At 68.4% G+C, this 22712-nt stretch carries 22 protein-coding genes; 11 read left to right on the plus strand and 11 right to left on the minus strand.

Features of this window, described 5'->3' with window-relative positions; all coding sequences use genetic code 11:
• The first annotated feature begins 23 nt into the window (after positions 1-23).
• Positions 24-473, plus strand: coding sequence for a GatB/YqeY domain-containing protein (locus tag U5N23_RS21770; protein ID WP_057266017.1), 450 nt, complete (start codon positions 24-26; stop codon positions 471-473).
• 274 nt (positions 474-747) lie between these two features.
• Here the strand turns inward: U5N23_RS21770 and U5N23_RS21775 are convergent, their stop codons facing one another.
• Entirely contained in the window at positions 748-1659 is a 912-nt protein-coding gene (locus U5N23_RS21775; RefSeq protein ID WP_322594820.1) for a LysR substrate-binding domain-containing protein, read from the minus strand.
• A 100-nt stretch (positions 1660-1759) separates the two neighbouring features.
• Here U5N23_RS21775 and U5N23_RS21780 point away from each other — a divergent pair, with 100 nt between their 5' ends.
• Positions 1760-2857: a tartrate dehydrogenase gene (locus tag U5N23_RS21780; protein WP_322594821.1), complete on the plus strand. Its 1098-nt coding sequence runs from the start codon at positions 1760-1762 to the stop codon at positions 2855-2857.
• 15 nt (positions 2858-2872) lie between these two features.
• Here U5N23_RS21780 and U5N23_RS21785 read toward each other — a convergent pair whose 3' ends face one another.
• Genes U5N23_RS21785 through U5N23_RS21805 form a run of 5 tightly spaced genes read right to left on the minus strand, consistent with a single transcriptional unit; the run spans position 2873 to position 8061 of the window.
• Positions 2873-3814: an EamA family transporter gene (locus U5N23_RS21785; protein WP_322594822.1), complete on the minus strand. Its 942-nt coding sequence runs from the start codon at positions 3812-3814 to the stop codon at positions 2873-2875.
• Positions 3811-4830 (minus strand): SDR family oxidoreductase, encoded by a 1020-nt coding sequence (locus tag U5N23_RS21790; protein ID WP_322594823.1) that lies wholly within the window; start codon positions 4828-4830, stop codon positions 3811-3813. Before U5N23_RS21790 ends, U5N23_RS21785 begins: the two co-directional genes overlap by 4 nt.
• Positions 4827-5759, minus strand: coding sequence for a bile acid:sodium symporter family protein (locus U5N23_RS21795; protein ID WP_322594824.1), 933 nt, complete (start codon positions 5757-5759; stop codon positions 4827-4829). Before U5N23_RS21795 ends, U5N23_RS21790 begins: the two co-directional genes overlap by 4 nt.
• Positions 5760-5807: 48 nt before the next feature.
• A complete protein-coding gene (locus U5N23_RS21800; RefSeq protein WP_322594825.1) occupies positions 5808-7175 on the minus strand; it encodes a flavin-containing monooxygenase in 1368 nt (455 codons plus the stop codon).
• 25 nt (positions 7176-7200) lie between these two features.
• A complete protein-coding gene (locus U5N23_RS21805) occupies positions 7201-8061 on the minus strand; it encodes an SDR family oxidoreductase (RefSeq protein WP_322594826.1) in 861 nt (286 codons plus the stop codon).
• A 99-nt stretch (positions 8062-8160) separates the two neighbouring features.
• Between U5N23_RS21805 and U5N23_RS21810 the strand changes: the two genes are divergently transcribed.
• Positions 8161-8922, plus strand: coding sequence for an IclR family transcriptional regulator (locus U5N23_RS21810; RefSeq protein ID WP_322594827.1), 762 nt, complete (start codon positions 8161-8163; stop codon positions 8920-8922).
• Positions 8923-8926: 4 nt separating this feature from the next.
• Here U5N23_RS21810 and U5N23_RS21815 read toward each other — a convergent pair whose 3' ends face one another.
• Positions 8927-9880 (minus strand): LysR substrate-binding domain-containing protein, encoded by a 954-nt coding sequence (locus U5N23_RS21815; protein WP_322594828.1) that lies wholly within the window; start codon positions 9878-9880, stop codon positions 8927-8929.
• Between the two features lie 115 nt (positions 9881-9995).
• Here U5N23_RS21815 and U5N23_RS21820 point away from each other — a divergent pair, with 115 nt between their 5' ends.
• Genes U5N23_RS21820 through hpaI form a run of 4 tightly spaced genes read left to right on the plus strand, consistent with a single transcriptional unit; the run spans position 9996 to position 14880 of the window.
• A complete protein-coding gene (locus U5N23_RS21820; protein WP_322594829.1) occupies positions 9996-10988 on the plus strand; it encodes a tripartite tricarboxylate transporter substrate binding protein in 993 nt (330 codons plus the stop codon).
• A 31-nt stretch (positions 10989-11019) separates the two neighbouring features.
• A complete protein-coding gene (locus U5N23_RS21825; RefSeq protein ID WP_322594830.1) occupies positions 11020-12567 on the plus strand; it encodes an altronate dehydratase family protein in 1548 nt (515 codons plus the stop codon).
• A gap of 27 nt (positions 12568-12594) precedes the next feature.
• The gene (locus U5N23_RS21830) at positions 12595-14064 is read left to right on the plus strand and encodes an NAD-dependent succinate-semialdehyde dehydrogenase (protein WP_322594831.1); all 1470 of its coding nucleotides are present in this window, start codon (positions 12595-12597) and stop codon (positions 14062-14064) included.
• Between the two features lie 12 nt (positions 14065-14076).
• The gene (hpaI, locus tag U5N23_RS21835) at positions 14077-14880 is read left to right on the plus strand and encodes a 4-hydroxy-2-oxoheptanedioate aldolase (RefSeq protein ID WP_322594832.1); all 804 of its coding nucleotides are present in this window, start codon (positions 14077-14079) and stop codon (positions 14878-14880) included.
• 78 nt (positions 14881-14958) lie between these two features.
• Here the strand turns inward: hpaI and pmbA are convergent, their stop codons facing one another.
• A complete protein-coding gene (gene pmbA, locus U5N23_RS21840; RefSeq protein ID WP_322594833.1) occupies positions 14959-16389 on the minus strand; it encodes a metalloprotease PmbA in 1431 nt (476 codons plus the stop codon).
• A 64-nt stretch (positions 16390-16453) separates the two neighbouring features.
• Between pmbA and yjgA the strand changes: the two genes are divergently transcribed.
• From yjgA to U5N23_RS21855, 3 genes are all read left to right on the plus strand, one after another.
• On the plus strand, positions 16454-17113 hold the full coding sequence (gene yjgA, locus U5N23_RS21845; RefSeq protein WP_322594834.1) for a ribosome biogenesis factor YjgA: 660 nt from the start codon (positions 16454-16456) through the stop codon (positions 17111-17113).
• On the plus strand, positions 17106-17714 hold the full coding sequence (mog, locus tag U5N23_RS21850; RefSeq protein WP_416208649.1) for a molybdopterin adenylyltransferase: 609 nt from the start codon (positions 17106-17108) through the stop codon (positions 17712-17714). Before yjgA ends, mog begins: the two co-directional genes overlap by 8 nt.
• Before the next feature lie 177 nt (positions 17715-17891).
• Positions 17892-18782, plus strand: coding sequence for a hypothetical protein (locus U5N23_RS21855; protein WP_322594836.1), 891 nt, complete (start codon positions 17892-17894; stop codon positions 18780-18782).
• A gap of 33 nt (positions 18783-18815) precedes the next feature.
• Here U5N23_RS21855 and cysE read toward each other — a convergent pair whose 3' ends face one another.
• Both cysE and U5N23_RS21865 read right to left on the minus strand, forming a co-directional pair.
• Positions 18816-19592, minus strand: coding sequence for a serine O-acetyltransferase (gene cysE / locus U5N23_RS21860; RefSeq protein WP_322594837.1), 777 nt, complete (start codon positions 19590-19592; stop codon positions 18816-18818).
• 34 nt (positions 19593-19626) lie between these two features.
• Entirely contained in the window at positions 19627-20430 is an 804-nt protein-coding gene (locus U5N23_RS21865) for an RNA methyltransferase (protein WP_322594838.1), read from the minus strand.
• Between the two features lie 157 nt (positions 20431-20587).
• Between U5N23_RS21865 and U5N23_RS21870 the strand changes: the two genes are divergently transcribed.
• On the plus strand, positions 20588-21520 hold the full coding sequence (locus tag U5N23_RS21870) for an inositol monophosphatase family protein (RefSeq protein WP_322595546.1): 933 nt from the start codon (positions 20588-20590) through the stop codon (positions 21518-21520).
• 46 nt (positions 21521-21566) lie between these two features.
• On the opposite strand, the gene U5N23_RS21875 is transcribed toward U5N23_RS21870, so the two are convergent.
• Entirely contained in the window at positions 21567-22697 is a 1131-nt protein-coding gene (locus U5N23_RS21875; RefSeq protein WP_322594839.1) for a two-component system response regulator, read from the minus strand.
• Positions 22698-22712 lie beyond the last annotated feature (15 nt).

The raw sequence follows: 22712 nt of genomic DNA on the forward strand, positions 1-22712 counted from the left end.
GACAAGACCACAGGAGAAATGCCATGTCCCTCAAGGACCAGATCACCGAAGACATGAAGACCGCCATGCGCGCCAAGGACAGCGAGCGCCTGGGCACCATCCGCCTGCTGCTGGCCGCGCTGAAGCAAAAGGAAGTTGACGAGCGCATCGAACTCGACGATGTGGCCGTCATCGCCATCGTGGACAAGCTGATCAAGCAGCGCAAGGACTCCATCGCCGCCTTCGAGCAGGCCGCGCGCCAGGATCTGGCCGACAAGGAGAAGTCCGAGCTGGTGGTACTGCAGGCCTACCTGCCCGAGCGCATGTCGGCCGAGGAAACCCTGGCCGCCGTCAAGGCCATCGTGGCCGAACTGGGCGCCTCGGGCCCTGGCGACATGGGCAAGGTGATGGGTGCGGTCAAGACGCGCCTGGCCGGCAAGGCCGACATGGGCCAGGTCTCCGCCGCAGTGAAGACCGCGCTGGCAGGCGGCTGAGCCCCTCTAGTCCACTGAAACCGAGAAATCGACTGTGCGTGAGGGTCTGGCAGGGCCGCAATCTAGGCGCCGGGCGCAGCCGGGTTGCACGCCCGGCGAGCACGGCAACGACGAGTGCGGCCCTGCCAGACCCTCACCCTTCGGGCCGGGGTAGCAGCGGGAGCATCGCGGCGTTGCGGGCTTTGCCAAGGCGGCCAGCCTTGGCCGCAGCCCGCGCCTTGCGCTGCATCCCGCTGCCACCCCGGCGCACAGCCGATTTCTCGGTTTCAGTGGACTAGCCGATCCCGGACCACTCCCTTTTGAAGTGGTCCTGCAGAAACTCCACGCACACGCGCACCTTGGCCGACAGGTGCAGCCGCGTGGGGTAGACGGCCCAGACATTGGCGTCCTGGCGCCATTCGGGCAGCACCTGCACCAGGTGCCCGGCCTGCAGATGGGGCTGCACGTCCCACAGCGAGCGCAGCGCAATGCCGCGCCCGTCCACGGCCCATTGCACCACCATCTCGCCGTTGTTGGCCGACAGCGGGCCGCGCACTTTGACCATGTCCTCCACAGCGCCGCTGCGCAGGCGCCACACGCCAAAGGGGTGGTCGCGCTCCTTGATCACCAGGCAGTCGTGGCTCGACAACTCAGCCAGTGCGCGCGGTGTGCCGTGGCGCGCCAGGTAGGCCGGCGAGGCACACAGCACGCGGTGGTTGTCGGCCAGGCGCCGCGCGATCAGGTGGGGCGCGATCTCATCGCCCACGCGCACATCGAGATCAAAGCCCTCACCGGCCACGTCCACCAGCCGGTCGAACACCTCCAGCCGCACCTGCAGGCCCGGGTGCCGCTCCACCAGGCGCGACAGCGCAGGCGCCACGATGCGCCGGCCAAAGCCGAAGCTGCTGCTCACGCGCAGCAGGCCGCGTGGCTCGCGGCGCGTGACCGCCACCTCCTGCAGCAGTTGGTCCACGTCGTCCAGGATGCGCTGCGCCCAGTGGAACACGCGCTCGCCCTCCTCCGTGACGGCCACGCGCCGCGTGGTGCGGTGCAGCAGCTTCACGGCCAGGTCTTCTTCCAGCAGGCGGATGCGCTTGCTCACGTAGGCGGGCGAGGCGCCGAGCTCGGTGGCTGCGTCCGCAAAGCTCGATTTGCGCACGACCACGGTGAAGACACGCAGGTCTTCGGTCGACGGGCTTTTATGCACGATGTGTGAAGAATGGATGCACAGGCGGCCGATTGTATTTTGTACCGTGCTGTCCAACAATGCAGGCCACGCACCCTCCATCCTCCAAGGAAGACATCTGATGAGCAGCAACACCACCCAGTACACGATCGCCGTGATCCCCGGCGACGGCATCGGCAAGGAAGTCATGCCCGAAGGCCTGCGCGCCGTGAAAGCCGCCGCCGAGCGTTTCGGCATCGCCCTCACCTACCGCACCATCGACTGGGCCAGCTGCGACTACTACGCCGAGCACGGCCAGATGATGCCCGACGACTGGAAGGCGCAGCTCGCGGACGTGGACGCGATCTTCTTCGGCGCCGTGGGCTGGCCCGCCACGGTGCCCGACCATGTCTCGCTGTGGGGTTCGCTGCTCAAGTTCCGCCGCGAGTTCGACCAGTACATCAACCTGCGCCCGGTGCGCCTGTTCGAGGGCGTGCCCTGCCCGCTGGCCGGCAGGAAGCCCGGCGACATCGACTACTTCGTGGTGCGCGAGAACACCGAGGGTGAGTACACGTCGCTGGGCGGCATCATGTACGAGGGCACGGAGCGCGAGATCGTGATCCAGGAATCGGTCTATTCGCGCAAGGGCACGGACCGCCTGCTGCGCTTCGCCTTCGACCTGGCGCAGAGCCGCCCGCGCAAGCACGTGACCCTGGCCACCAAGAGCAACGGCATCGCCATCAGCATGCCCTGGTGGGACAAGCGTGCCGACGCGGTGGCCAAGGACTACCCGGAGATCACGCTGGACAAGCAGCACATCGACATCCTGACCGCGCGCTTCGTGCTGCAGCCCGGCCGCTTCGACGTGGTGGCCGCCACCAACCTGTTCGGCGACATCCTCTCGGACCTGGGCCCCGCGACCACCGGCACCATCGGCCTGGCCCCTTCGGCCAACCTGAACCCCGAGCGCACCTTCCCCTCGCTGTTCGAGCCCGTGCACGGCTCGGCACCGGACATCTACGGCAAGAACATCGCCAACCCCATCGCCATGGTCTGGTCGGGCGCGCTGATGCTGGACTTTCTGACCCAGGGCCAGGGCGCCGGCCGTGCAGCGCACGACGCCATCGTGGCGGCCATCGAGGCGGCCTTGAAGGAAGGCCCGCTCACCCCCGACCTGGGCGGCAAGGCCAGCACCACGGAGCTCGGCCAGGCGATCGCCGCGCGCATCGCCACGGCATGAGGCCGTGCGGGGCTTTCAGCCCCGCTTCCACACCCGATGGCCGAACTGGTTGATGAACATGCCCAACAGCACTGCCACCGTACCCGCCCACTGCGCGGCGGTCGGCTGCTCGCCCAGCACCAGCATGGCGGCCAGCAGGCCCACCACCGGGATCAGCAGCGAGAACGGCGACACGCGCCCGGCCGGGTGGCGCTGCAGCAGCCGCGTCCACAGGCTGTAGGCCAGCAGGGTGGCCAGCAGCGCCAGGTAGAGCACGGCAAACAGCGCGCGGCCGTTGAGCCCTGCCAGTTGCGCGGCCACCGCAGCCGGGCCATCGAGCCACAGCGCCAGCGCGAAGAACGGCACGATGGGCACGGTGCTGCTCCAGACGATGAACGGGAACGGCGCGTAGTCGCCCCCCGCGCGCGCCGCAAAGCGCACCACCAGGTTCGAGGTGGCCCACATGAAGGCGGCCCCCAGCGTGAGCACGAAGCCCGCCAGGCTCATCTGCAGCGCGCCCTCGCCGTGGGCGCTGGCGATCACCAGCAGCCCCCCGAACGCCACCGCCAGGCCCAGCCACTGCGCAGGCCGCGCGCGCTCGTGCAGCAGCGTGACCGCCAGGATCAGCGTGAAGAAGGCCTGGGTCTGCATGACCACCGAGGCCATGCCCGCCGTCATGCCCAGGCGCAGGCCGAGGAACAGCAGGCCGAATTGCCCCAGGCCCTGCGCCAGGCCATAGCCCGCGACGAAGCGCCAGGGCAGTGCCGGGCGGCGCACGAACAGCAGGAAGGGCAGCGAGGCCGCGGTGAAGCGCAGGGCACCCAGCAGCATGGGGCTCAGGGTCTGCAGGCCCATCTTCATGACCACGAAGTTCAGGCCCCAGATGACGATGACGGCCAGCGCACAGGCCAGGTCGCCTTGCGACAATGTGCGGGGCGGTGCCGCACCCACCCCCGACGGCGTGGCCGCCGTGTTCATGCGCGGCCGCCTGCCAGCACGTTGGCCACGGCCACGGGCCGCCCCTGCTGCTGGCGCGCCGCCACGAAGGCATCGAAGGCCTGCGCGCTGGTCTTGCGCGGCACATAGCCCAATTGCTCCTTGAGCGCGGTGTTGAGCAGCACCGGCCGGTAGCGCAGAAAGTCGAGCTGCTCGGGGCCATAGCGGCTCACACCCAGGCGCGAGCCCACGAACAGGGCCGATTGCAGCAGCCAGGCCGGCAGGTCGAGCGTGCGCTTGCCCAGGCGCGCCGCGATCTGGTGGATGGTCAGCGCCCCATCGCCCGCCAGGTTGTAGCAGCCGGGCGCCGCGCCATCGAGCGCATGCAGCAGCGCGCCGGTCACGTCTTCGTCCCAGATGAAGACGAAGGGGCTGTCGCTGCCGCGAATGGCCAACAGGCGCGGCTTTTCGAACAGCGCGGTGATCTGGTTGTCCACCCGCTCGCCCAGGATGGTGCCGATGCGCAGCACCGTCTGCGCCAGCTGCGGATGGCTCTGGCGCCAGGCGGCCAGCATCTCCTCGACCAGGCGCTTGTGGTGTGCATAGGCAAAGCTCTCGTTGCCGCGCAGCGGGTGCGACTCGGTGAGCCAGGGCGCGTTGTCGGCATGGTAGCCATAGGCCGCGCCGCTGGAGGACACGAGCACATGCCGCACGCCCTGGGCCGCGCAGGCTTCAAGCACGTTGCGTGTGCCGTTCACGTCCACGTCGTATTCGAAGGCCCGGTTCGAGTCGCGGCCCGGTGTGACGATGGAGGCCAGGTGCACCACGGTGTCGATGGCATGGCGCTGCAGCGTGGCGGCCAGGGCCGGGTCGCGCACATCCTGGGCCTGGTAGGTGACGCCCGGCTGGCGGCGCTCGGGCGGCACCTCGCGCACGTCCAGGGCCACCACGGTGCCGGTGCCCGGCCGCCGGGCCAGCGCCGCCACCACGCCCCGGCCCAGGAAGCCATCGGCCCCGGTGACGAGGATGTTGCGGGCGCGCGGGGCCGGCGCGCTCATGCGCCCTCCCCTTGCAAGGCCGCAGGCGCGCCCACGGGATCCTTGCGGCCCCACCAACTGGCCAGCGCCAGGCCGGCGATGATGTCCCAGAAGCCCCAGACGCCGGCCACCACGGCCATCCCACCCAGGCCGCCAAAGAAGCTGAAGATCACCACCAGGCCCAGGCCCGCATTGCGGATGCCGACCTCGATGGCGACAGCGCGCCGGTCATAGTCCTGCAGGCCCGTGAAGCGCGCGCACAGGTAGCCGGTGCCGAAGGCCAGCGCATCGTGCAGGGCCACGGCCAGCAGCACCATGCCCACATAGTCGAGGAAGAAGCGCCAGTTGCCGGCGATGGCGCCCAGGATGAAGCCGATGAGCGCCAGGAAGCTGGCGATGCGCACGGCCTTCTTCACGCGCTGCGTGAGGCGCGGCAGGTGGTGCGCGCACAAGAGGCCGAGCACGAAGGGCACACCGATGATGGCGACGATGTGGCCCACCATCTCCAGCGGGTCGAGCGCAATGGTCTTCAAGAGCGGCGCGGCCGTGGGGTGCATGCCGCCCCAGAACGCGAAGTTCAGCGGCATGAGCACGATGGCGATGGCGTTGGAGATCGCCGTCATGGACACCGACAGCGCGACGTTGCCGCGCGCCCGGTGCGTGAGGATGTTGGACACATTGCCCGGCGGGCAGCAGGCCACGAGGATCATGCCCAGCGCAATGCTCGGCCCCACGCCGAGCGCCAGCGTGAGCACATAGGTCACGGCCGGCAGCACGATGAACTGCGCGGCAATGCCCACGGCCATGGCCCAGGGCATCTTGGCCACGCGGCGGAAGTCGTCCGCCCGCGTGTCGAGCGCGATGCCGAACATCAAAAAGGCCAGCACGCCGTTGAGCAGCATCAGCGATGCGGGGTTGAAGTTCAGGCGGATCTCGTCGACGGGCAGCATGGTATTCGTCTCCTCGGTGGGCTCGGTGGCCCTTTTCTTGTGGTGCGGTCAGCCCAGGGCGGCTGCGGCGTTGCGCACGGCGGCGCGGTAGGTGTCCTTGTGCACGTAGTACGCCATGCGTTCGAGCTGCAGGTACTTGAAGCCACCCGACAGGTCCGGCGGCGGGCCCTGCACTGCGGCCGTGAAAGCCTTGGCGGCGGGCGTGCCGGCATCGAGCGCCTTGAAGTAGCGTGCCACCAGCTCGGCCTGCTCGTAGCGGCCCTGCCAGCCGATGCCGCTGGCCTCGATCATGCCCAGCACGGCCAGGCGGCGCCGGCCGGGTGCGAAGATGTTCAGGTGCAGGCGCGGTGCCATGCCCTGCCAGTTGAGCAGCTCGCGCGCGATGAAGGGATAGTGCAGCGTGTAGCCCGTGGCGGCGAGCACCATGTCGTAGTCCTGCTGGGTGCCGTCCTTGAAGTGCACGGTGGCACCATCGAAGCGCGCGATGTCGGCCTTGACGTGGATGTCGCCATGGCCCAGGTGGTGCAGGATCAGCGAGTTCACGATGGGATGCGACTCGTACATCTTGTACGTGGGCTTGGGGAAGCCGAATCGCGTGGGGTCGCCCGTGAACCATTTGAGCACCGTGCTGTCCACCTTCTGCTTGAGCCAGGGCGGCAGCGGGCGCTTGCCGCCCACGGTGTCGGCGGGCTTGCCGAACACGTACTTGGGCACGAAGTAGTAGCCGCGCCGCACCGAGATGTCGACGCTCTCGGCGTAGTGCACCGCATCGACCGCGATGTCGCAGCCCGAGTTGCCCGCGCCCACGATGAGCACGCGCTTGCCCTTGAACTGCTCGGCGTGCTTGTAGGCCGAGGTGTGCAGCAGCTCACCGCTGAAATGGCCCTCGAAACGCGGCATGCTGGGCTCGGCCAGCGTGCCGTTGGCGATCACCACGCCCTTGTACTCGGCCGCTTCGGTGCCCCCGTCCGCCGTGGCGATGGTCACGCGCCACAGCGTGTCCTCGCTGTCGCTGACAGGCTCCACCTTGAGCACGCGCACGCCGAAACGAAAGTGCCGGCGCAGGTCGAAGTGCTCGGCAAAATCGCTGAAATAGCGGCACAGCTCGCGGTGGCTGGGGTAGTCGGCCACGCTGTCGGCCATGGGGAACTCGCTGAACTCGGTGGTGCGCTTGCTCGAGATCAGGTGCGCCGAGGCATAGACCGTGGAGCGCGGGTTGGCGATGTTCCACAGCCCGCCCACATCGGTGTACGCCTCGAAACCCTGGAACGGGATGCCGAGCTTTTGCAGATTGCGCGCACCGGCCAGGCCCGAAGGGCCGGCACCGATCAGCGCAATCGAGCCGCGCGTGGTGGCGCTGGTGGTGTCCACGCAGGCCTGCAGGTCGGCGGGTGCGTTGCGAAGGTCGTCTTGCATGGTTGCCTGGCTTGAAAGTGAGGGGTCAACGGGGTTCGGCAGGCGTTGTGCCATCGGCAGCGCCCGGCAGTCCCGGGATGGCGGTGGCACCCGCCTCGCCCACGCGCGGCTTGCGCGGCTGGCCGCGCAGCAGGCGGTCGTAGGTGGTGGCGGGCAGGCAGGCCAGCAGGCGCGAGAGCCAGCCGATGTGCCGTGGCAGCACGATGTGCTCGCGCCCGCGCGCCACCCCGGCCAGCAGTGCGCGCGCCGCAGCATTGGGCTCCATCAGGCCCGGCATGGCAAAGCGGTTGCCGGCGGTGAGTGCCGTGCGCAGGTAGCCCGGGCTCACCGTGTGCACGGAAAGGCGCGTGCCCCGGCACTCGGCGCGCAGGCTTTCGAGGTAGCGGATCAGCCCGCCCTTGCTCGCGCAGTAGGCGCCATTGCCGGGCATGCCGCGCCAGCCCGCGATGCTGGCCACGCCGACCAGGGCGCAGCGCGGCCCCTGCACGGCATGCGCATGCAGCGCCTGCACAAAGGGCTGGAAGGTGGTGGCCGGGCCGAGCAGGTTGATTTCCAGCATGCGGCGCATCACGGCCAGGTCACCGGCCTCACGGGTGTCGAAGCCGCCCGCCACGCCCGCGTTGGCGACCACCAGGTCGGGCAGACCGGCACGCGCCATCCAGTCGGCAGCGACCTGCGCCATGGCCGCGGCATCGGCCACATCGGGCGTGTACACCGCGCAGCGGCCGGGTGCGGTGGCGGCCAGCGCATCGAGCACCGGGCGCTGCAGGCCCACCAGCGCCACCTGTGTGCCCTGGGCGAGGAGTTCGCGCACCACGGCCTGACCAAGGCCGCCACAGGCTCCGGTCACGACGGCATTGCGAAAGGGTGCAGGGGATGGAGCCATGGGCGAGAAGGGCTTTCAGAAAAAAGGGTTGCACCCACTTTAGGGCAGGCCTTATAAATCCCGAAATATTTTCCTAATTCGTCTCGAAATCAGAGATTCATGACAGAAAACACTGCTGTATCACCCGGCCTGCGCCTGTTCGACCTGTTGGAGGTGCTGGTGCGCGAGGCCCGCCCGCTCACACTGGCCGAGGCCGTGGCCGCCAGCGGCTGGCCCAAGCCCAGCGTGCACCGCCTGCTCATGCAGTTGGAGGCCGGCGGCCTGCTGGCGCGCGAACCCGACGGCCGCCGCTACGCGCCCGCACCGCGCCTGCTGCGCCTGGCCGAGGCCACGCTGGCCGGCAGCACCCAGCAGGGCGTGCGCCACGCGGTGCTGCGCCAACTGGTGGCCGAGGTGGGCGAGAGCTGCAACTTCACGGCCCTGTCGGGTGCCGAGGTGGTGTACCTGGACCGCATCGAGTCGGCCTTTCCGCTGCAGATGAACCTGCGGCCCGGCACGCGCGTGCCCGTGCACTGCTCGGCCAGCGGCAAGCTGTTGCTGGCGCACATGGCCGCAGGCCAGCGCAACAAGCTGCTGGATGGGCTTGCGCTCACGCGCCACACCGCGACCACGCTGACCACGCGCGCCGCGCTCGATGCCGAGTTCAAGCGCATCCGCCGGGAGGACTACGCGGTGGATGCCGAGGAGTTCGTCGAAGGCCTGGTCTGCGTGGCCGTGCCGGTGCGCGGAGCCGATGGCAAAAGCATCCGCTGCGCGGTGGCACTGCAGGCGCCCGTGGCCCGCATGTCTCTGGCCCAGGCGCTGGAGAAGCTGCCAAGGCTGCAGGCTGCTGCTGCGGTGCTCGCGCGCACCTGGGGCTGATGGCTCAGGGTTTGGCGCGTGGCTTCTTGCGGCTGCCCGCCACCTGGCGTATGCAGTCGATCAGTTGCTCCGTCACGGGCGTGGGCCTCTGGCCGCGCAGGGTGATCAAACCCACCGGCGGCAGGTCGATGGGCACCGCCAAGGGCAGTACCGCCACCTGCCCTTGCGCCGCAAAGTGCTGCGCCACCGAGCGCGCCATAAAGGCCACGGCACCGCGCTGATGGATGAAAGCGAGCTGCGTGAGGAAGGAGGCTGACTCCACGATGTCGGCCGGCGGGTGCAGGTCGTGCGCAAAGAACATCTGGTCGAGCTTGACGCGCAGCGAGGCCCAGGGCGGCGGCATCACGCAGGGCAGCGCGGCCAGGTCGGTCCAATGTGGTTTGCGCTTGCGCGCCAGCACATGGCCAGGCTGCACGACCACGGCCATGGGCTCGGCATACAGCGCTTCGGTTTCGAGGTCGGGCGAGGCGTAGCCCGGCTCCAGCCGGCCCACGAACAGGTCGAGCTCACCGAGCCGCAGCTTGGGCAGCAATCGTGTGAGGTCGCCCTCCTCGATCAGCACGCTGGTGTGGATGGAGCGCGCCTTGAGCCGCTCCACGGCCTGCGCCAGCAGCACCGGCGTGGCCACCACCATGGCCCCCACACTGGTGCGGCCGCTGGCACCGCTGGCCTCGGCGGCGATCTCGGCGCGTGTGCGGTCGTAGCCCGCCAGCACCGAGCGCGCAAAACGCACCACACTCAGGCCTGCGGCCGTGGGCTCGGTGCCGCGCGTGGAGCGGTCGAACAGCGGCAGGCCGAACATGCGCTCGATCTCGGCCAGCGTCTTGGAGACAGCAGGCTGCGTGACCGACAGGAACTCGGCCGCACGGCCCAGGTGGCGGAACTGGTCCAGCGCCACCAGCATCTGCAGGTGGCGCAGCTTGAGGTTGGAGCGCAGGACACGGTCGATGCGGGTCATGGGGTTTCTCCTGATTCATGTCTTACAGGCTATGAAGAGAGTCCATAGTTTCATTGGATTGTTATGCATCGCCTGAGAACAATCGCGGCTCCCGATCAAAAAAATGGAGACAGACATGAACGACACCCCACGCCAGGACCGGCGGCAGCTCATCCTTGGCGCCCTCGGGGCCACTGCGCTCGCAGCCACGCATGGCACGCTGTTCGCGCAGACCTACCCCGAACGCCCCATCACCTTCATCTGCCCCTGGCCCGCAGGCGGCACGGCCGACCAGTCGATGCGCACCCTGTGCACCGTCGCCGGCCGCATCCTGGGCCAGGCCATCGCGGTGGAGAACCGCGCAGGCGCCTCGGGCATGATCGGCTCCAAGGCCCTGGCCGCGGCCAAGGCCGACGGCTACACCATCGGCCAGATCCCAATCTCCGTCACGCGCTTTGCGCAGTTGGGCACCTTGCAGGCCGACCCGCGCAAGGATTTCACCTACCTGGCACGCACCTCGGGCCAGACCTTCGGCATCGCCGTGCCGGCGGACTCGCGCTTCAAGACCCTGAAGGACTTCGTCGACCATGCCAAGGCCAACCCCGGCAAGGTGACGTATGCCCACGCCGGCGTGGGCGGTGCCACGCACGTAGGCATGGAGGAGTTCGCGGCCGCGGCCGGCATCGCGCTCAACCATGTGCCCTACAAGGGCGGTGCCGAGGCGCTGCAGGGCGTGCTGGGCGGCCATGTGGATGCGCTGGCCGATTCCAGCTCCTGGGCACCGCATGTGGAGGCCGGCAAGCTGCGCCTTTTGGCCACCTGGGGCGAGCAGCGCACTGCGCGCTTCAAGGACACACCTACCCTGCGCGACTCGGGCTACAACGTGGTGGTGGATGCCCCCAACGGCATCGGCGCGCCCAAGGGCCTGGAACCGGCCGTGGCCGCCAAGCTGCGCGACGCCTTCCGCCAGGCCGTGGCCAGCCCCGAGTTCAAGGCGGTGGCCGACAAGCTCGATGCGCCGCTGTTGTACCTGGACGGCCCCGACTACGAAAAGTACGTGAACGCGGTCTACCTGAAGGAGACCGTGCTCATCGACAGGCTCAAGCTGCGCGAGCTGATGCGCAGCTGAGTCCCTGCATCCCCAGAAGCAAAAGGTCCCGATGACTACCCCTGCGGCCCCCACCGCCCTGTCCAGCCCCCTGCTGCACCTGCATCCCAACGACAACGTGCTGGTGGCCAAGACGGCCCTGGCCCTGGGCCAGGCCATCCCCGAACTCGGTGTGCGCACGCGCGCCCAGGTGCCCGCCGGCCACAAGATCGCAGCTCGCCGCATTGCCGAGGGCGAGCAGGTGCGCAAGTACGACACCGTGATCGGCGTGGCCACGCGGGACCTGGAGCCCGGCGACTACGTGCACAGCCACAACCTGCAGATCGTGGACTACTACCGCGACCCGGCCTTCGGCGCCGACGTGCGGTCCGTGGACTATGTGCCCGAGGCCGGGCGCGCTACCTTCCAGGGCTTCGTGCGGGCCGACGGCAGCGTGGGCACGCGCAACTTCATCGGCATCCTGTCGTCGGTGAACTGCTCTGCCACGGTCATCAAGCGCATTGCTGCGCACTTCACGCCCGAGCGGATGGCGGCGTTTCCCCACATCGACGGCGTGGCCGCCTTCGCCCAGACCAGCGGCTGCGGCATGTCCTCGCCCAGCGAGCACTTCGACGTGCTGCGCCGCACGCTGGCGGGCTATGCGCGCCACCCCAACCTGGCGGGCGTGCTCATCGTGGGCCTGGGCTGCGAGCGCAATCAGGTGGATGCGCTGGTGGACTCGCAGGGCCTGAAGGCCGGCCGACTCATGCGCACGCTGGTGATGCAGGAGGTGGGCGGCACGCGCGCCACCATCGAAGCCGGCATCGCCGCGATCGAGGCCATGCTGCCGGAGGCCAACGCCGCACGGCGCCAGACGGTGAGCGCGGCCCACCTCAAGATCGGGCTGGAATGCGGGGGCTCGGACGGCTTCTCGGGCATCACGGCCAACCCCGCGCTGGGTGCGGCCATGGACATCCTGGTGCGCCACGGCGGCACGGCCATCCTGTCGGAGACGCCCGAGATCCACGGCGTGGAATTCATGCTCACGCGACGTGCGGTGAGCCCCGAGGTGGGCCAGAAGCTTCTGGACCGACTGGCCTGGTGGGAGCGTTATGCCGCCGGCCAGAACGCCCAGTTCAATGGCGTGGTGGGCCATGGCAACCAGGCCGGTGGCCTGGCCAACATCTTCGAAAAATCGCTGGGCTCGGCCATGAAGGGCGGCACCACACCGCTCCAGGCGGTGTACGAATACGCCGAGCCCATCACCGAGAGCGGCTTCGTCTTCATGGACTCGCCCGGCTACGACCCCGTGGCCTGCACCGGCCAGATCGCCAGCGGCGCACAGCTGATCTGCTTTACCACCGGGCGCGGCTCCATGTTCGGCAGCAAGCCGGCGCCCACCATCAAGCTGGCGAGCAACACGCCCATGTTCACGCGGCTCGAAGAGGACATGGACATCAACTGCGGCGTGGTGATCGATGAGGGCATCTCTGTGCCCGAGATGGGGCGGCAGATTTTCGAGCAGATCCTGCGCCACGCCAGCGGCGAAGCCACCAAGAGCGAGGCCCTGGGCCTGGGCGACCATGAGTTTGTGCCCTGGCATCTCGGAATAGTCAGTTGAACACCTCCTACCGAACCCCACACTCCCATGCCCCTGACCCTCACCCGCGCTGACCTGCTGCGCAGCGCCAACTTCATCGCCGGCCAGTGGACGCCCGGCCCCGGCGCCCTGCTGGCCGTGACCGACCCGGCCACCGGCGCAACCATCACCCAGGTGCCCGACAGCGGCGCAGCCGAAGCCCTCGCCGCGCTCAATGCCGCGCATGCTGCCTTCCCGGCCTGGAAGAAGGTGCCGGCCAGGCAGCGCGCCCAAATCATCAAGCGCTGGAACGATCTGGTGCTGGCCCACCAGGACGACCTGGGCAAGCTCATCTCACGCGAGCAGGGCAAGCCCCTGGCAGAAGGCAAGGGCGAGGTGGCCTATGCGGCCAGCTACATCGAATGGTTTGCCGAGGAGGCCACGCGCATGAACGGCGAAGTGATCCCCGCGCCCGTGCCGGGCCGGCGCATGCTTGCGCTGAAGGAACCTGTGGGCGTGGTGGCGGCCATCACGCCCTGGAACTTTCCGGCGGCGATGATCGCGCGCAAGATCGCCCCGGCCCTGGCCGCCGGCTGCACGGTGGTCTGCAAGCCGGCCGAGGACACGCCGCTGACCTCGCTGGCCCTGGTGCTGCTGGCCCACGAGGCGGGTGTGCCCGCTGGCGTGCTCAACATCGTCACCGCTTCACGCGAGAAGACGCCCGAGGTGGTGGACCTGTGGCTCGATGACGCCCGCGTGCGCAAGATCACCTTCACCGGATCGACGCCCGTGGGCAAGCACCTGGCGCGGCGCGGCGCCGACACGCTCAAGAAGCTGTCGCTGGAGTTGGGTGGCAACGCGCCCTTCATCGTGTTCGAGGATGCCGATGTGGATGCGGCCGTGGACGGATTCATGGCCGCCAAGTTCCGAAACGGCGGCCAGACCTGTGTCTGCCCCAACCGGGTGTTCGTGCACGACCGCGTCCACGACGAATTCGCCAGCAAGCTCAGCGCCCGCGTGGCCGCGCTCAAGGTGGGTCCTGCCAGCGACCCGGCCTCGCAGATCGGCCCCATGATCAATGACCGGGCCGTGGAAAAGATAGCGCGCCACGTGCAGGACGCAGTGGCGCGGGGGGCGAAAGTGCTGACCGGTGGCCAGCGCCTGCCCGGGCTGGGCCCCACCTACTACGCGCCCACGGTGCTGGTGGGCGCCGACGCCTCCATGGCCTGCTCCTGCGAGGAAACCTTCGGCCCCGTGGCACCGCTCACGCGCTTCGCCACCGAGGCCGAGGTGATCGCCGCAGCCAACGACACACCCTTTGGCCTGGCGGCGTATTTCTACAGCAACGACGTGCGGCGCATCTGGCGCGTGGCGGACGCGCTGGAGACCGGCATCGTGGGCATCAACGAAGGCGTGATCGCGGCCGAGGCCGCGCCCTTCGGCGGCGTCAAGGAGTCGGGCTACGGCCGAGAGGGATCGACCCACGGCCTGGACGACTACCTGCACACCAAGTACATCTGCCAAGGCCAACTCGACTGAAAGACCCCATCCATGCCCGCCCACAACCCCTTCAGGGCCGCCCTGGCCGCACGCCAGCCGCAGATAGGCCTGTGGCTGTCCATGGCCGACCCTTACCTCGCAGAAGTGGCGGCAACCGCCAGGTTCGACTGGCTGCTGATCGACGGCGAGCATGCGCCCAACGACGTGCGCAGCACCTTGGCCGCGCTGCAGGCCGTGGCGCCCCATGGCGCCAACCCCGTGGTGCGCGTGGTGCAGGGCGACACGGCCCTCATCAAGCAGATGCTGGACATCGGCGCCAAGACCCTGCTGGTCCCCATGGTGGACACAGCCGAGCAGGCCACTGCCATCGTCTCGGCCACGCGCTACCCGCCCCTGGGCATCCGGGGCGTGGGCAGCGCCGTGGGCCGCGCATCCGAGTGGAGCGCACGCACGGACTACCTGCAGGTCGCAGACGACGAAGTCTGCCTGCTGGTGCAGGCCGAGACCGTGCAGGCACTGCAGAACCTGGAAGCCATCTGCGCAGTGGATGGCGTGCATGGCGTGTTCATCGGCCCGGCGGACCTCGCTGCCTCGATGGGCCACCGGGGCAACCCGGGCCACCCCGAGGTGCAGGGCGCCATCGAGGGCGCGATGAAGACCATCCTCGCCAGCGGCAAGGCCGCCGGCACACTGACCTCCGACCCGGTGCTGGCGCAGCGGTACCTGGAACTCGGTTGCAGCTTCGTTGCCGTGGGGGTGGATGTGCTGCTGTTCGCGAATGCGGCAAGAGCCCTCAGAGGCCGGTTTGCGGGTGCCGAGGCACCAGCGCCTGCCAAGCCTGGCGCGGCGTACTGAGCCCAGAACAGTCCCACAAAAAAGCCCTCCAGGCTCGCGCCAGGAGGGCTTTTCGCCCTGTGCGGCCCGCCAGGTAACTCAGCTACCGGCCACCTTCATGCGATTCACGAGCACGGAGCCCACGGTCTTGGCGCCGTAGTTGTAGGTGTCCGCACCCACGACCTCGATGCCCTGCAGCATGTCCTTCAGGTTGCCGGCGATGGTGATCTCGTGCACCGGGTAGGCGATGCGGCCGTTCTCGACCCAGAAGCCGCTGGCGCCGCGCGAGTAGTCGCCGGTCACGTAGTTCACGCCCTGGCCCATGAGTTCGATCACGAACAGGCCGGTGCCCAGCTTTTGCAGCATGGCATCGAGGTCATCGCTGGCCTGGGTCAGGCGCGAGGTCATGGTCAGGTTGTGCGAGCCGCCGGCGTTGCCGGTGGTCTTCATGCCCAGCTTGCGCGCCGAGTAGGTGGACAGGAAGTAGCCTTCCACGCGCCCACCCTTGACCACCTTGCGCGGTGCCACGCGCACGCCTTCGTCGTCGAACGGCGAGCTGCCTTTGCCACGCAGGATGAAGGGGTCTTCCTCGATGTCGATGTGCTTGGGAAACACGCGCTTGCCCAGCGAGTCGAGCAAAAAGCTGCTCTTGCGGTAGAGCGCGCCGCCGCTCACGGCCTGCACGAAGCCGCCGAGCAAACCGGCGGCCAGGGTGGATTCGAACAGCACCGGGCACTGCGTGGTCGGGATCTTGCGGCTGCCCAGGCGCGACAGGGCGCGTTCGGCCGCATAGCGGCCCACGGCCTGCGGCGAGGCCAGCTCGGCCGCGTCGCGCATGGAGCTGTACCAGGCGTCGCGCTGCATCTCGGCGTTGCGGCCGGGCAGCGAGGCGATGGGCGCCACCGAGAAGCTGTGGCGCGACGAGGCATAGCCGCCGCGAAAGCCGCGCGTGTGGGCACTGAAGAAGTGGCTCTGCTGGGCCGACACGCCTGCGCCTTCGCTGTTGGTGATGCGGCGGCTGGCCTTGAGGGCGGCGGCCTCGCATTCCATGGCCAGCTTCGCGGCCTGCTCGCTGTCGATGGACCAGGGGTGGAACAGGTCCAGGTCGCGGTGGCTGTCGGCGGGCGCGATGTCCTCGGCGTCGGGCAGGCCGGCCATCGGGTCTTCGGCCGTGAAGCGGGCGATGTCGTAGGCGGCCTGCGCCGTCTGCTCGATGGCCTTGCTGGAAAAGTCGGAGGTGCTGGCATTGCCCCGGCGGTTGCCGATGTAGACGGTGATACCGAGCGACTTGTCGCGGTTGCGCTCCACCGTTTCGAGCTCGCCCTTGCGCACGCTGACCGACAGGCCGCAGCCTTCGGAGGCCTCGGCCCCGGCGTCGGTGGCCCCGAGCTTTTTGGCATGCGCGAGGGCGCGGTCCACCAGTTCTTCGAAGAACGGACGGCTGTAGCTGAAGCCGTTGTCGGGGGTGCCGGATGCGGTGGCGGCCGGGGCGCTGGAGGCGCGCGGCGTGCGGATGGAGGGTTTATTCATAGCGGCAGCTATGATACTTGCCGCTGTGGCGCGCGCTGCGCCACCTCCCCATTTGCCCCCACCCATGTCACGCAAACCCAAAAAAGGCTACTTTGTGAAGGGCCAGTTCGTTGCCGAAGGCAGCGAAATGGACATTCAGCTCAAAGCCGAACTCAAAGGCACGCCCGATGCCAGCCGAACCGATCTCAAGCGCGAAAGCGATGCCCTGCAGGACCTGGGCAAGGAGCTTCTGAGCCTGCGCGCCGACCTGTTCGAGAAGGTGGGCCTGCCCGACAAGCTGGTGGACGCGCTGGCCGAGGCCAAGCGCATCACCAATTTCGAGGGCAAGCGCCGCCAGATGCAGTACGTGGGCAAGATCATGCGCAAGCTCGACCCCGAGCTGGTGCAGGCCGCGCGCCAGGCGCTCGAAGAGCAGCACAAGGGCTCGGCCGACGAAAAGCTCAACCTGCACCTGGCCGAGCACTGGCGCGACCGCCTGATTGCCGACGACGAAGCCCTGGCCCCGTGGATGGCCGAGCACCCCGATACCGACACCCAGCAATTGCGTGCCCTGATCCGCCAGGCGCGCAAGGATGCGCCGCCGGCCGACAAGGCGGCCGTGTCGCAGGGCCTGGCGCCGCGCAAGGGCCGCGCCTACCGCGACCTGTTCCGCCTGGTGCGCGAGCACATGGGCGATGTGCCGGCGAACGACGAAGACGGCGACGAGGATGGGGACCATGCCTGAGGCCGCGCACGACGCCGTCCACGACCCGGTCCGTATCGGCATCGTCTCCATCAGCGACCGCGCCAGCAGCGGCGTGTACGAGGACAAGGGCCTGCCCGCGCTGCAGGAATGGCTCACCCGCTGCCTGCTCAACCCCATCACGTTCGAGGCGCGCCTGATCCCCGACGAACAGGCGGGCATCAGCGCCACGCTGATCGAGCTGGTGGATACCGCCGGCTGCAGCCTGGTGCTGACCACCGGCGGTACAGGCCCGGCCCTGCGCGACGTGACGCCCGAGGCCACGCTGGCCGTGGCGCACAAGGAAATGCCGGGCTTTGGCGAGCAGATGCGCCAGATCAGCCTGAAGTTCGTGCCCACGGCCATCCTCTCGCGCCAGGTGGCGGTGGTGCGCGGGCAGAGCCTGGTCATCAACCTGCCCGGCCAGCCCAAGGCGATTGCCGAAACGCTGGAAGGCCTGCGCGCTGCCGATGGCAGCCAGAGCGTGCCCGGCATCTTCGCGGCGGTGCCCTACTGCATCGACCTGATCGGCGGCCCCTACCTCGAAACGCGCGACGAGGTCTGCAAGGCCTTTCGCCCCAAGAGCGCGGTGCGCAGCCGCTGACAGCAAAGGCAAGGCAGCACGAGCGCTGCGGGTGCACCCGCTGCCGCTCTCCGATTGCAGTTTGTAACCATCCATGCGATTGATGACCGGCAGCGGTGCGCCCGGTCACACGGGCTTGCGGTGTGCAGCCCCTAGACTGGCCGGCTTATCCACTGCACGCCAACCAAGCGCATGATGATGAAGAAAAGACTCCTCCTCCAGCTCACCCTGGTAGCCCTGCTCGCGGCCTGCGGCGGTGGCGGCGGCAGCAGCGATGGCCCCACGCCTGCGCCCCAGCGCCTGGTCGGCGAGATCTTCGGCACGCCCGAACAGGTGGCCACCTCGGACCTCGTGACCAATGCCGGCTACGGCGGCTACGGCGGCGCACTGGAAACCTCGCGCGCGATCCAGAAGGCCGGCAAGACCAATATGCTGGACTTCTTGTTCCTGTTCAACATCTCCGACAAGGGGGCTGCGCGCCTCGCGGGCGACGCCCCGGCCCTGCTGGAGGCCTACATCGCCACGAACAGCGACCTGCTGCAGCCCGGCGTCTACGTGTACCTGCTCGACGAGATGTACCTCAAGGCCTCGCTGGTGGCCGACGACCCGGTGGAGTACCAGGCGCAGCTCGACGACCTGCGGCGTGCCGCCACGCTGGTGCGCCAGCGCCTTCCGCAGGTGAAGATCGGCCTGTCGTTCAGCCCGCATGCAACCTTCGGCCACCCGAAGGTCATGCCGTTCATCGCTCGCGCGATCGCACTGGTCGACTGGGTGGGCACCACCACCTACTGGCTCGGCGACAAGGCCACCACCGCCGCGCTGCACGACTGGTCGCGCAGCCTGCCGGGCCTCGCGCGGGCCGCGCAGCCCAAGGTGGAGACCTGGTACATCGCCCAGGCCTTCCGCGAACCCGCATGGGACAGGCAGGCGTTCCGCGAGTTCATGCAGACGGAGCTGCAGATCTCGGACAGCTACGACGCGATCATCTTCTTCGGCTGGCAGGAGACCTCGGAGCTATCCAGGCTGACCGCCGGGCGCTACTTCGAGGCCGAGACGCGGGCGGTCTACAGCAGGTTCCTCAAGCCATGATCCCGCGGGTGGGCAGGGGCCTCGGAACGGGTGCTACTTGCCCACCAGCTCGTTGAGCTTGCCCGCCTCGAACTGCTCGGTGGTCGCTGCATCACAGGGCACGCAGTCCTTGGCCGGCTGGTGGGCCGAGAGCTTCTCGATGGCCTGCCACAGCAGCATGATCTGGTGCTCCTGCGAGGAGGCGTTGTCGATCAGGCCACGCATGGCCTGCGACAGCGGATCGTCCTCCTGCGTGATGCCGTAGGCCGTGAACTTGCGCGACTGCGGCTCGGTCACGTCGGCGCTCTGGCCTGCCTTGGAGGGGATGATGCGCGCCGGGATACCTACCGCCGTGGCGCCCGCAGGCACAGGCTTGATGACCACGGCGTTGCTGCCGATCTTGGCACCATCGCCGACCTCGAAGCCGCCGAGCACCTTGGCGCCCGCACTGACCACCACGTCCTTGCCCAGCGTGGGGTGGCGCTTGGCGCCCTTGTAGAGCGAGGTACCGCCCAGGGTCACACCCTGGTAGATGGTGCAGCCGTCACCGATCTCGGCCGTCTCACCGACCACCACGCCCATGGCGTGGTCGAAGAACACGCGCTCGCCGATCTTGGCGCCCGGGTGGATCTCGATGCCCGTGAGCCAGCGCGCAATGTGCGAGATAAAGCGCCCCAGCCACTTGAAGCCATGGCCCCAGCACCAGTGCGCCGGGCGGTGCAGCCAGATGGCGTGCAGGCCGGGGTAGCAGGTAATCACTTCCCAGGTGCTGCGCGCAGCGGGATCGCGGTCGAGGATGCACTGGATGTCGGAACGCAGGCGTGCAAACATGGCTATGGTTGTTTTTGGAATATGGAAATGCAGTCTAGCGCTTTGCCTGCGCCGTCTCGATCATGGCTTTTGCGACACCACGCAGGATGTGGATTTCCTCGGCCCCCAGTTGCGCGCGGTTGAAAAGCTGGTTCAGGCGCGGCATGAGCTTCTTGGGCGCCTCGGGGTCAAGGAAGCCGATGTCCACCAGCGCGCGCTCCCAGTGCTCCAGCATGCCGGCCACCTGGGCGGCATCGGCCAGCTCACGCGCCGGGGCGGCATCGGCCAGCTCACGCGCTGGGGCGGCATCGGCCACCTCGCGCTCCGGTGCAGGCACAGCGGCCGGCCCATCGAAACCGCCCAGGGCCATGCGCCATTCGTAGGCGATCACCTGGATGGCCGCGCCCAGGTTGAGCGAGCCGAACCCGGGGTTGGTGGGAATCGACAGCGCCACATGGCAGCGGTAGACGTCCTCATTGGCCATGCCGAAGCGTTCGGAGCCGAACAGGAAAGCCACTCCCGACTCCACGGCGGCGTCTGCGGCCCTGGGGGCGACCAACTGCGCAAAATGCTCGCGCGGCGAGCGGGTCGGTGGCCCGAAGTCCCTGGGCGTCATGGCCGTGGCGCACAGGTGGCTCATGCCGCCGAGCGCCTCGTCCAGCGTGGCGACGATGCGCGCGTTGTCCAGCACGTCGAGGGCGCCGCTGGCGCGCTGGATGGTTTCTTCACGCCGCAGCACGTTGGCCCAGCGCGGCTCGACCAGCACGAGGTCGTCGAAGCCCATGGTTTTGAGGGCGCGCGCGGCGGCGCCCACGTTGCCGGCATGGCTGGTGTTGATCAGGACAAAACGGGTCTTCATGGGGTGACAGGGGACCGGATCAGCCCCAGACTGGGACAAAAACCGGCAAAGCAGGTAAAATTAGCGCCCTATTGTCGCCGCCCGCATCGCCGGGCGGTGTTCCACGCTCCTCTTTCGCAAGGCGCCCCTGCCGGCGCACTGCTTGAAACCACAATTTATGTCGTCCAACCTGCACCCCATGCTCAACGTGGCCATCAAGGCCGCACGCGCCGCCGGCGCCATCATCAACCGCGCGGCCCTCGACGTGGAGGCCGTGCGCATTTCGCAAAAGCAGGTGAACGACTTTGTGACCGAGGTGGACCACGCGGCCGAGAAGATCATCATCGAAACCCTGCTGACGGCCTACCCCGGCCACGGCATCCTGGCCGAGGAGTCGGGTTCGGAATACGGCGCCAAGGATTCCGAATTCGTCTGGATCATCGACCCGCTGGACGGCACCACCAATTTCATCCACGGCTTCCCGGTCTACTGCGTGAGCATCGCCTTGTCCGTCAAGGGCAAGATCGAGCAGGCCGTCATCTACGACCCCTCGCGCAATGACCTGTTCACCGCGACCAAGGGCCGTGGCGCCTACATGAACGACCGCCGCATCCGCGTGAGCAAGCGCACCCAGCTCAAGGACTGCCTGATCTCCACGGGCTTCCCCTTCCGCCCGGGCGACAACTTCAAGAGCTACATGAACATGATGGCCGACGTGATGCAGCGCACGGCCGGCCTGCGCCGCCCCGGATCTGCCGCGCTCGACCTGGCCTATGTGGCTGCGGGCTTCACCGACGGCTTCTTCGAGACCGGCCTGTCCATCTGGGACATCGCCGCCGGCTCGCTGCTGGTGACCGAGGCCGGTGGCCTGGTGGGCAATTTCACGGGTGAGGCCGAGTTCCTGGAGCAGCGCGAGTGCCTGGCCGGCACGCCCCGCATCTATGGCCAGCTGGTGCCCATCCTGGGCAAGTACAGCAAGTTCGCCAGTGCCGGCGACAAGGCGGCCGTGCGCCAGGCGGCCGATGCCGGTGAGCCGGATGCGGCCCCAGCGGCAGACGCCGCGCCCGACGCACAGGACGGCGCAGCCAAGGACGAGAGCGCTCCGTTCTGACAGCCTTTGGGGGTGAGGTGGACTATCGCCACCCTCCCCCACCCCATCAACCCGGGTCGGGGTACTTCTGCGCGATGACGCGGAAATCCTCGGCGATGTCCACGAAGGCATCCACCATGTCGGGGTCGAAATGCGTGCCCCGGCCGCGCACGATGGTGCTGCAGGCCTGGTCGTGTGAGAACGCGGGCTTGTACACGCGCTTGCTGATCAGCGCGTCGTACACATCGGCCACGGCCATGAGCCGGGCCGACACGGGGATGGCGTCGCCCGCCAGCCCCTCGGGGTAGCCCGAGCCGTCCCACTTTTCCTGGTGGCTGTAGGCTATTTCCTTGGACACGCTCAAGAACGCCACGCGCATGCCCAGGCGCTTTTCGGCGTCCTCGATGGCGGCGCGGCCCAGCGTGGTGTGGGTCTTCATGACCTCGAACTCTTCGACCGTGAGCTTGCCGGGCTTGAGCAGGATGCTGTCCGGGATGCCGATCTTGCCGATGTCGTGCAGGGGCGCCGACTTGTACAGCAGGTCGATCATGCGGTCGTTGAGCACATGCTCGAAGCGCGGGTGGTGGCGCAGCCGCTCAGCCAGCGTCTTCACGTACAGCTGCGTGCGGCGGATGTGGTTGCCGGTCTCGTTGTCGCGGGTCTCGGCCAGCGAGGTCATGGCCATGATGGTCACGTCCTGGATGGCCTGCACCTCCAGGGTGCGCAGGGCCACCTCGCGCTCCAGGTAGGAGCTCTTGTCGCGCAGGAAGTCGGCCGTGGCCTTGAGCGCCAGATGCGTGTTCACGCGCGCCAGCAGGATCGGCGGGCTGATGGGCTTGGTGATGTAGTCGACCGCGCCCAGGGCCAGGCCCATGCGCTCGTCATCGGGGTCGGAGCGCGCCGTGAGGAAGATCACCGGGATGTCGCGCGTGGCGGGCGAGGCCTTCAGGCGCCGGCAGACCTCATAGCCGTCCACCTCGGGCATCATGATGTCCAGCAGGATGAGATCGGGCTTGGTGTCCGACTGGGCGATCTTGAGCGCCTTCTCCCCATGGTTGGCCACCTTCACCAGGTAGTGCTCGCGCAGCAGGCTGCCCATCAGCGTGAGGTTGTCGGGCGTATCGTCCACCACCAGAACCGTGGCAATCGGCTTGTCCACAAGGGTCGGCTGGTGCGAAGCGAAGGGCGCGTTGTCCATGGGCTTTCCTGCGAA

Origin of the sequence: Acidovorax sp. (genome assembly GCF_034519795.1) — a bacterium.
GTDB lineage: Bacteria > Pseudomonadota > Gammaproteobacteria > Burkholderiales > Burkholderiaceae_C > Acidovorax.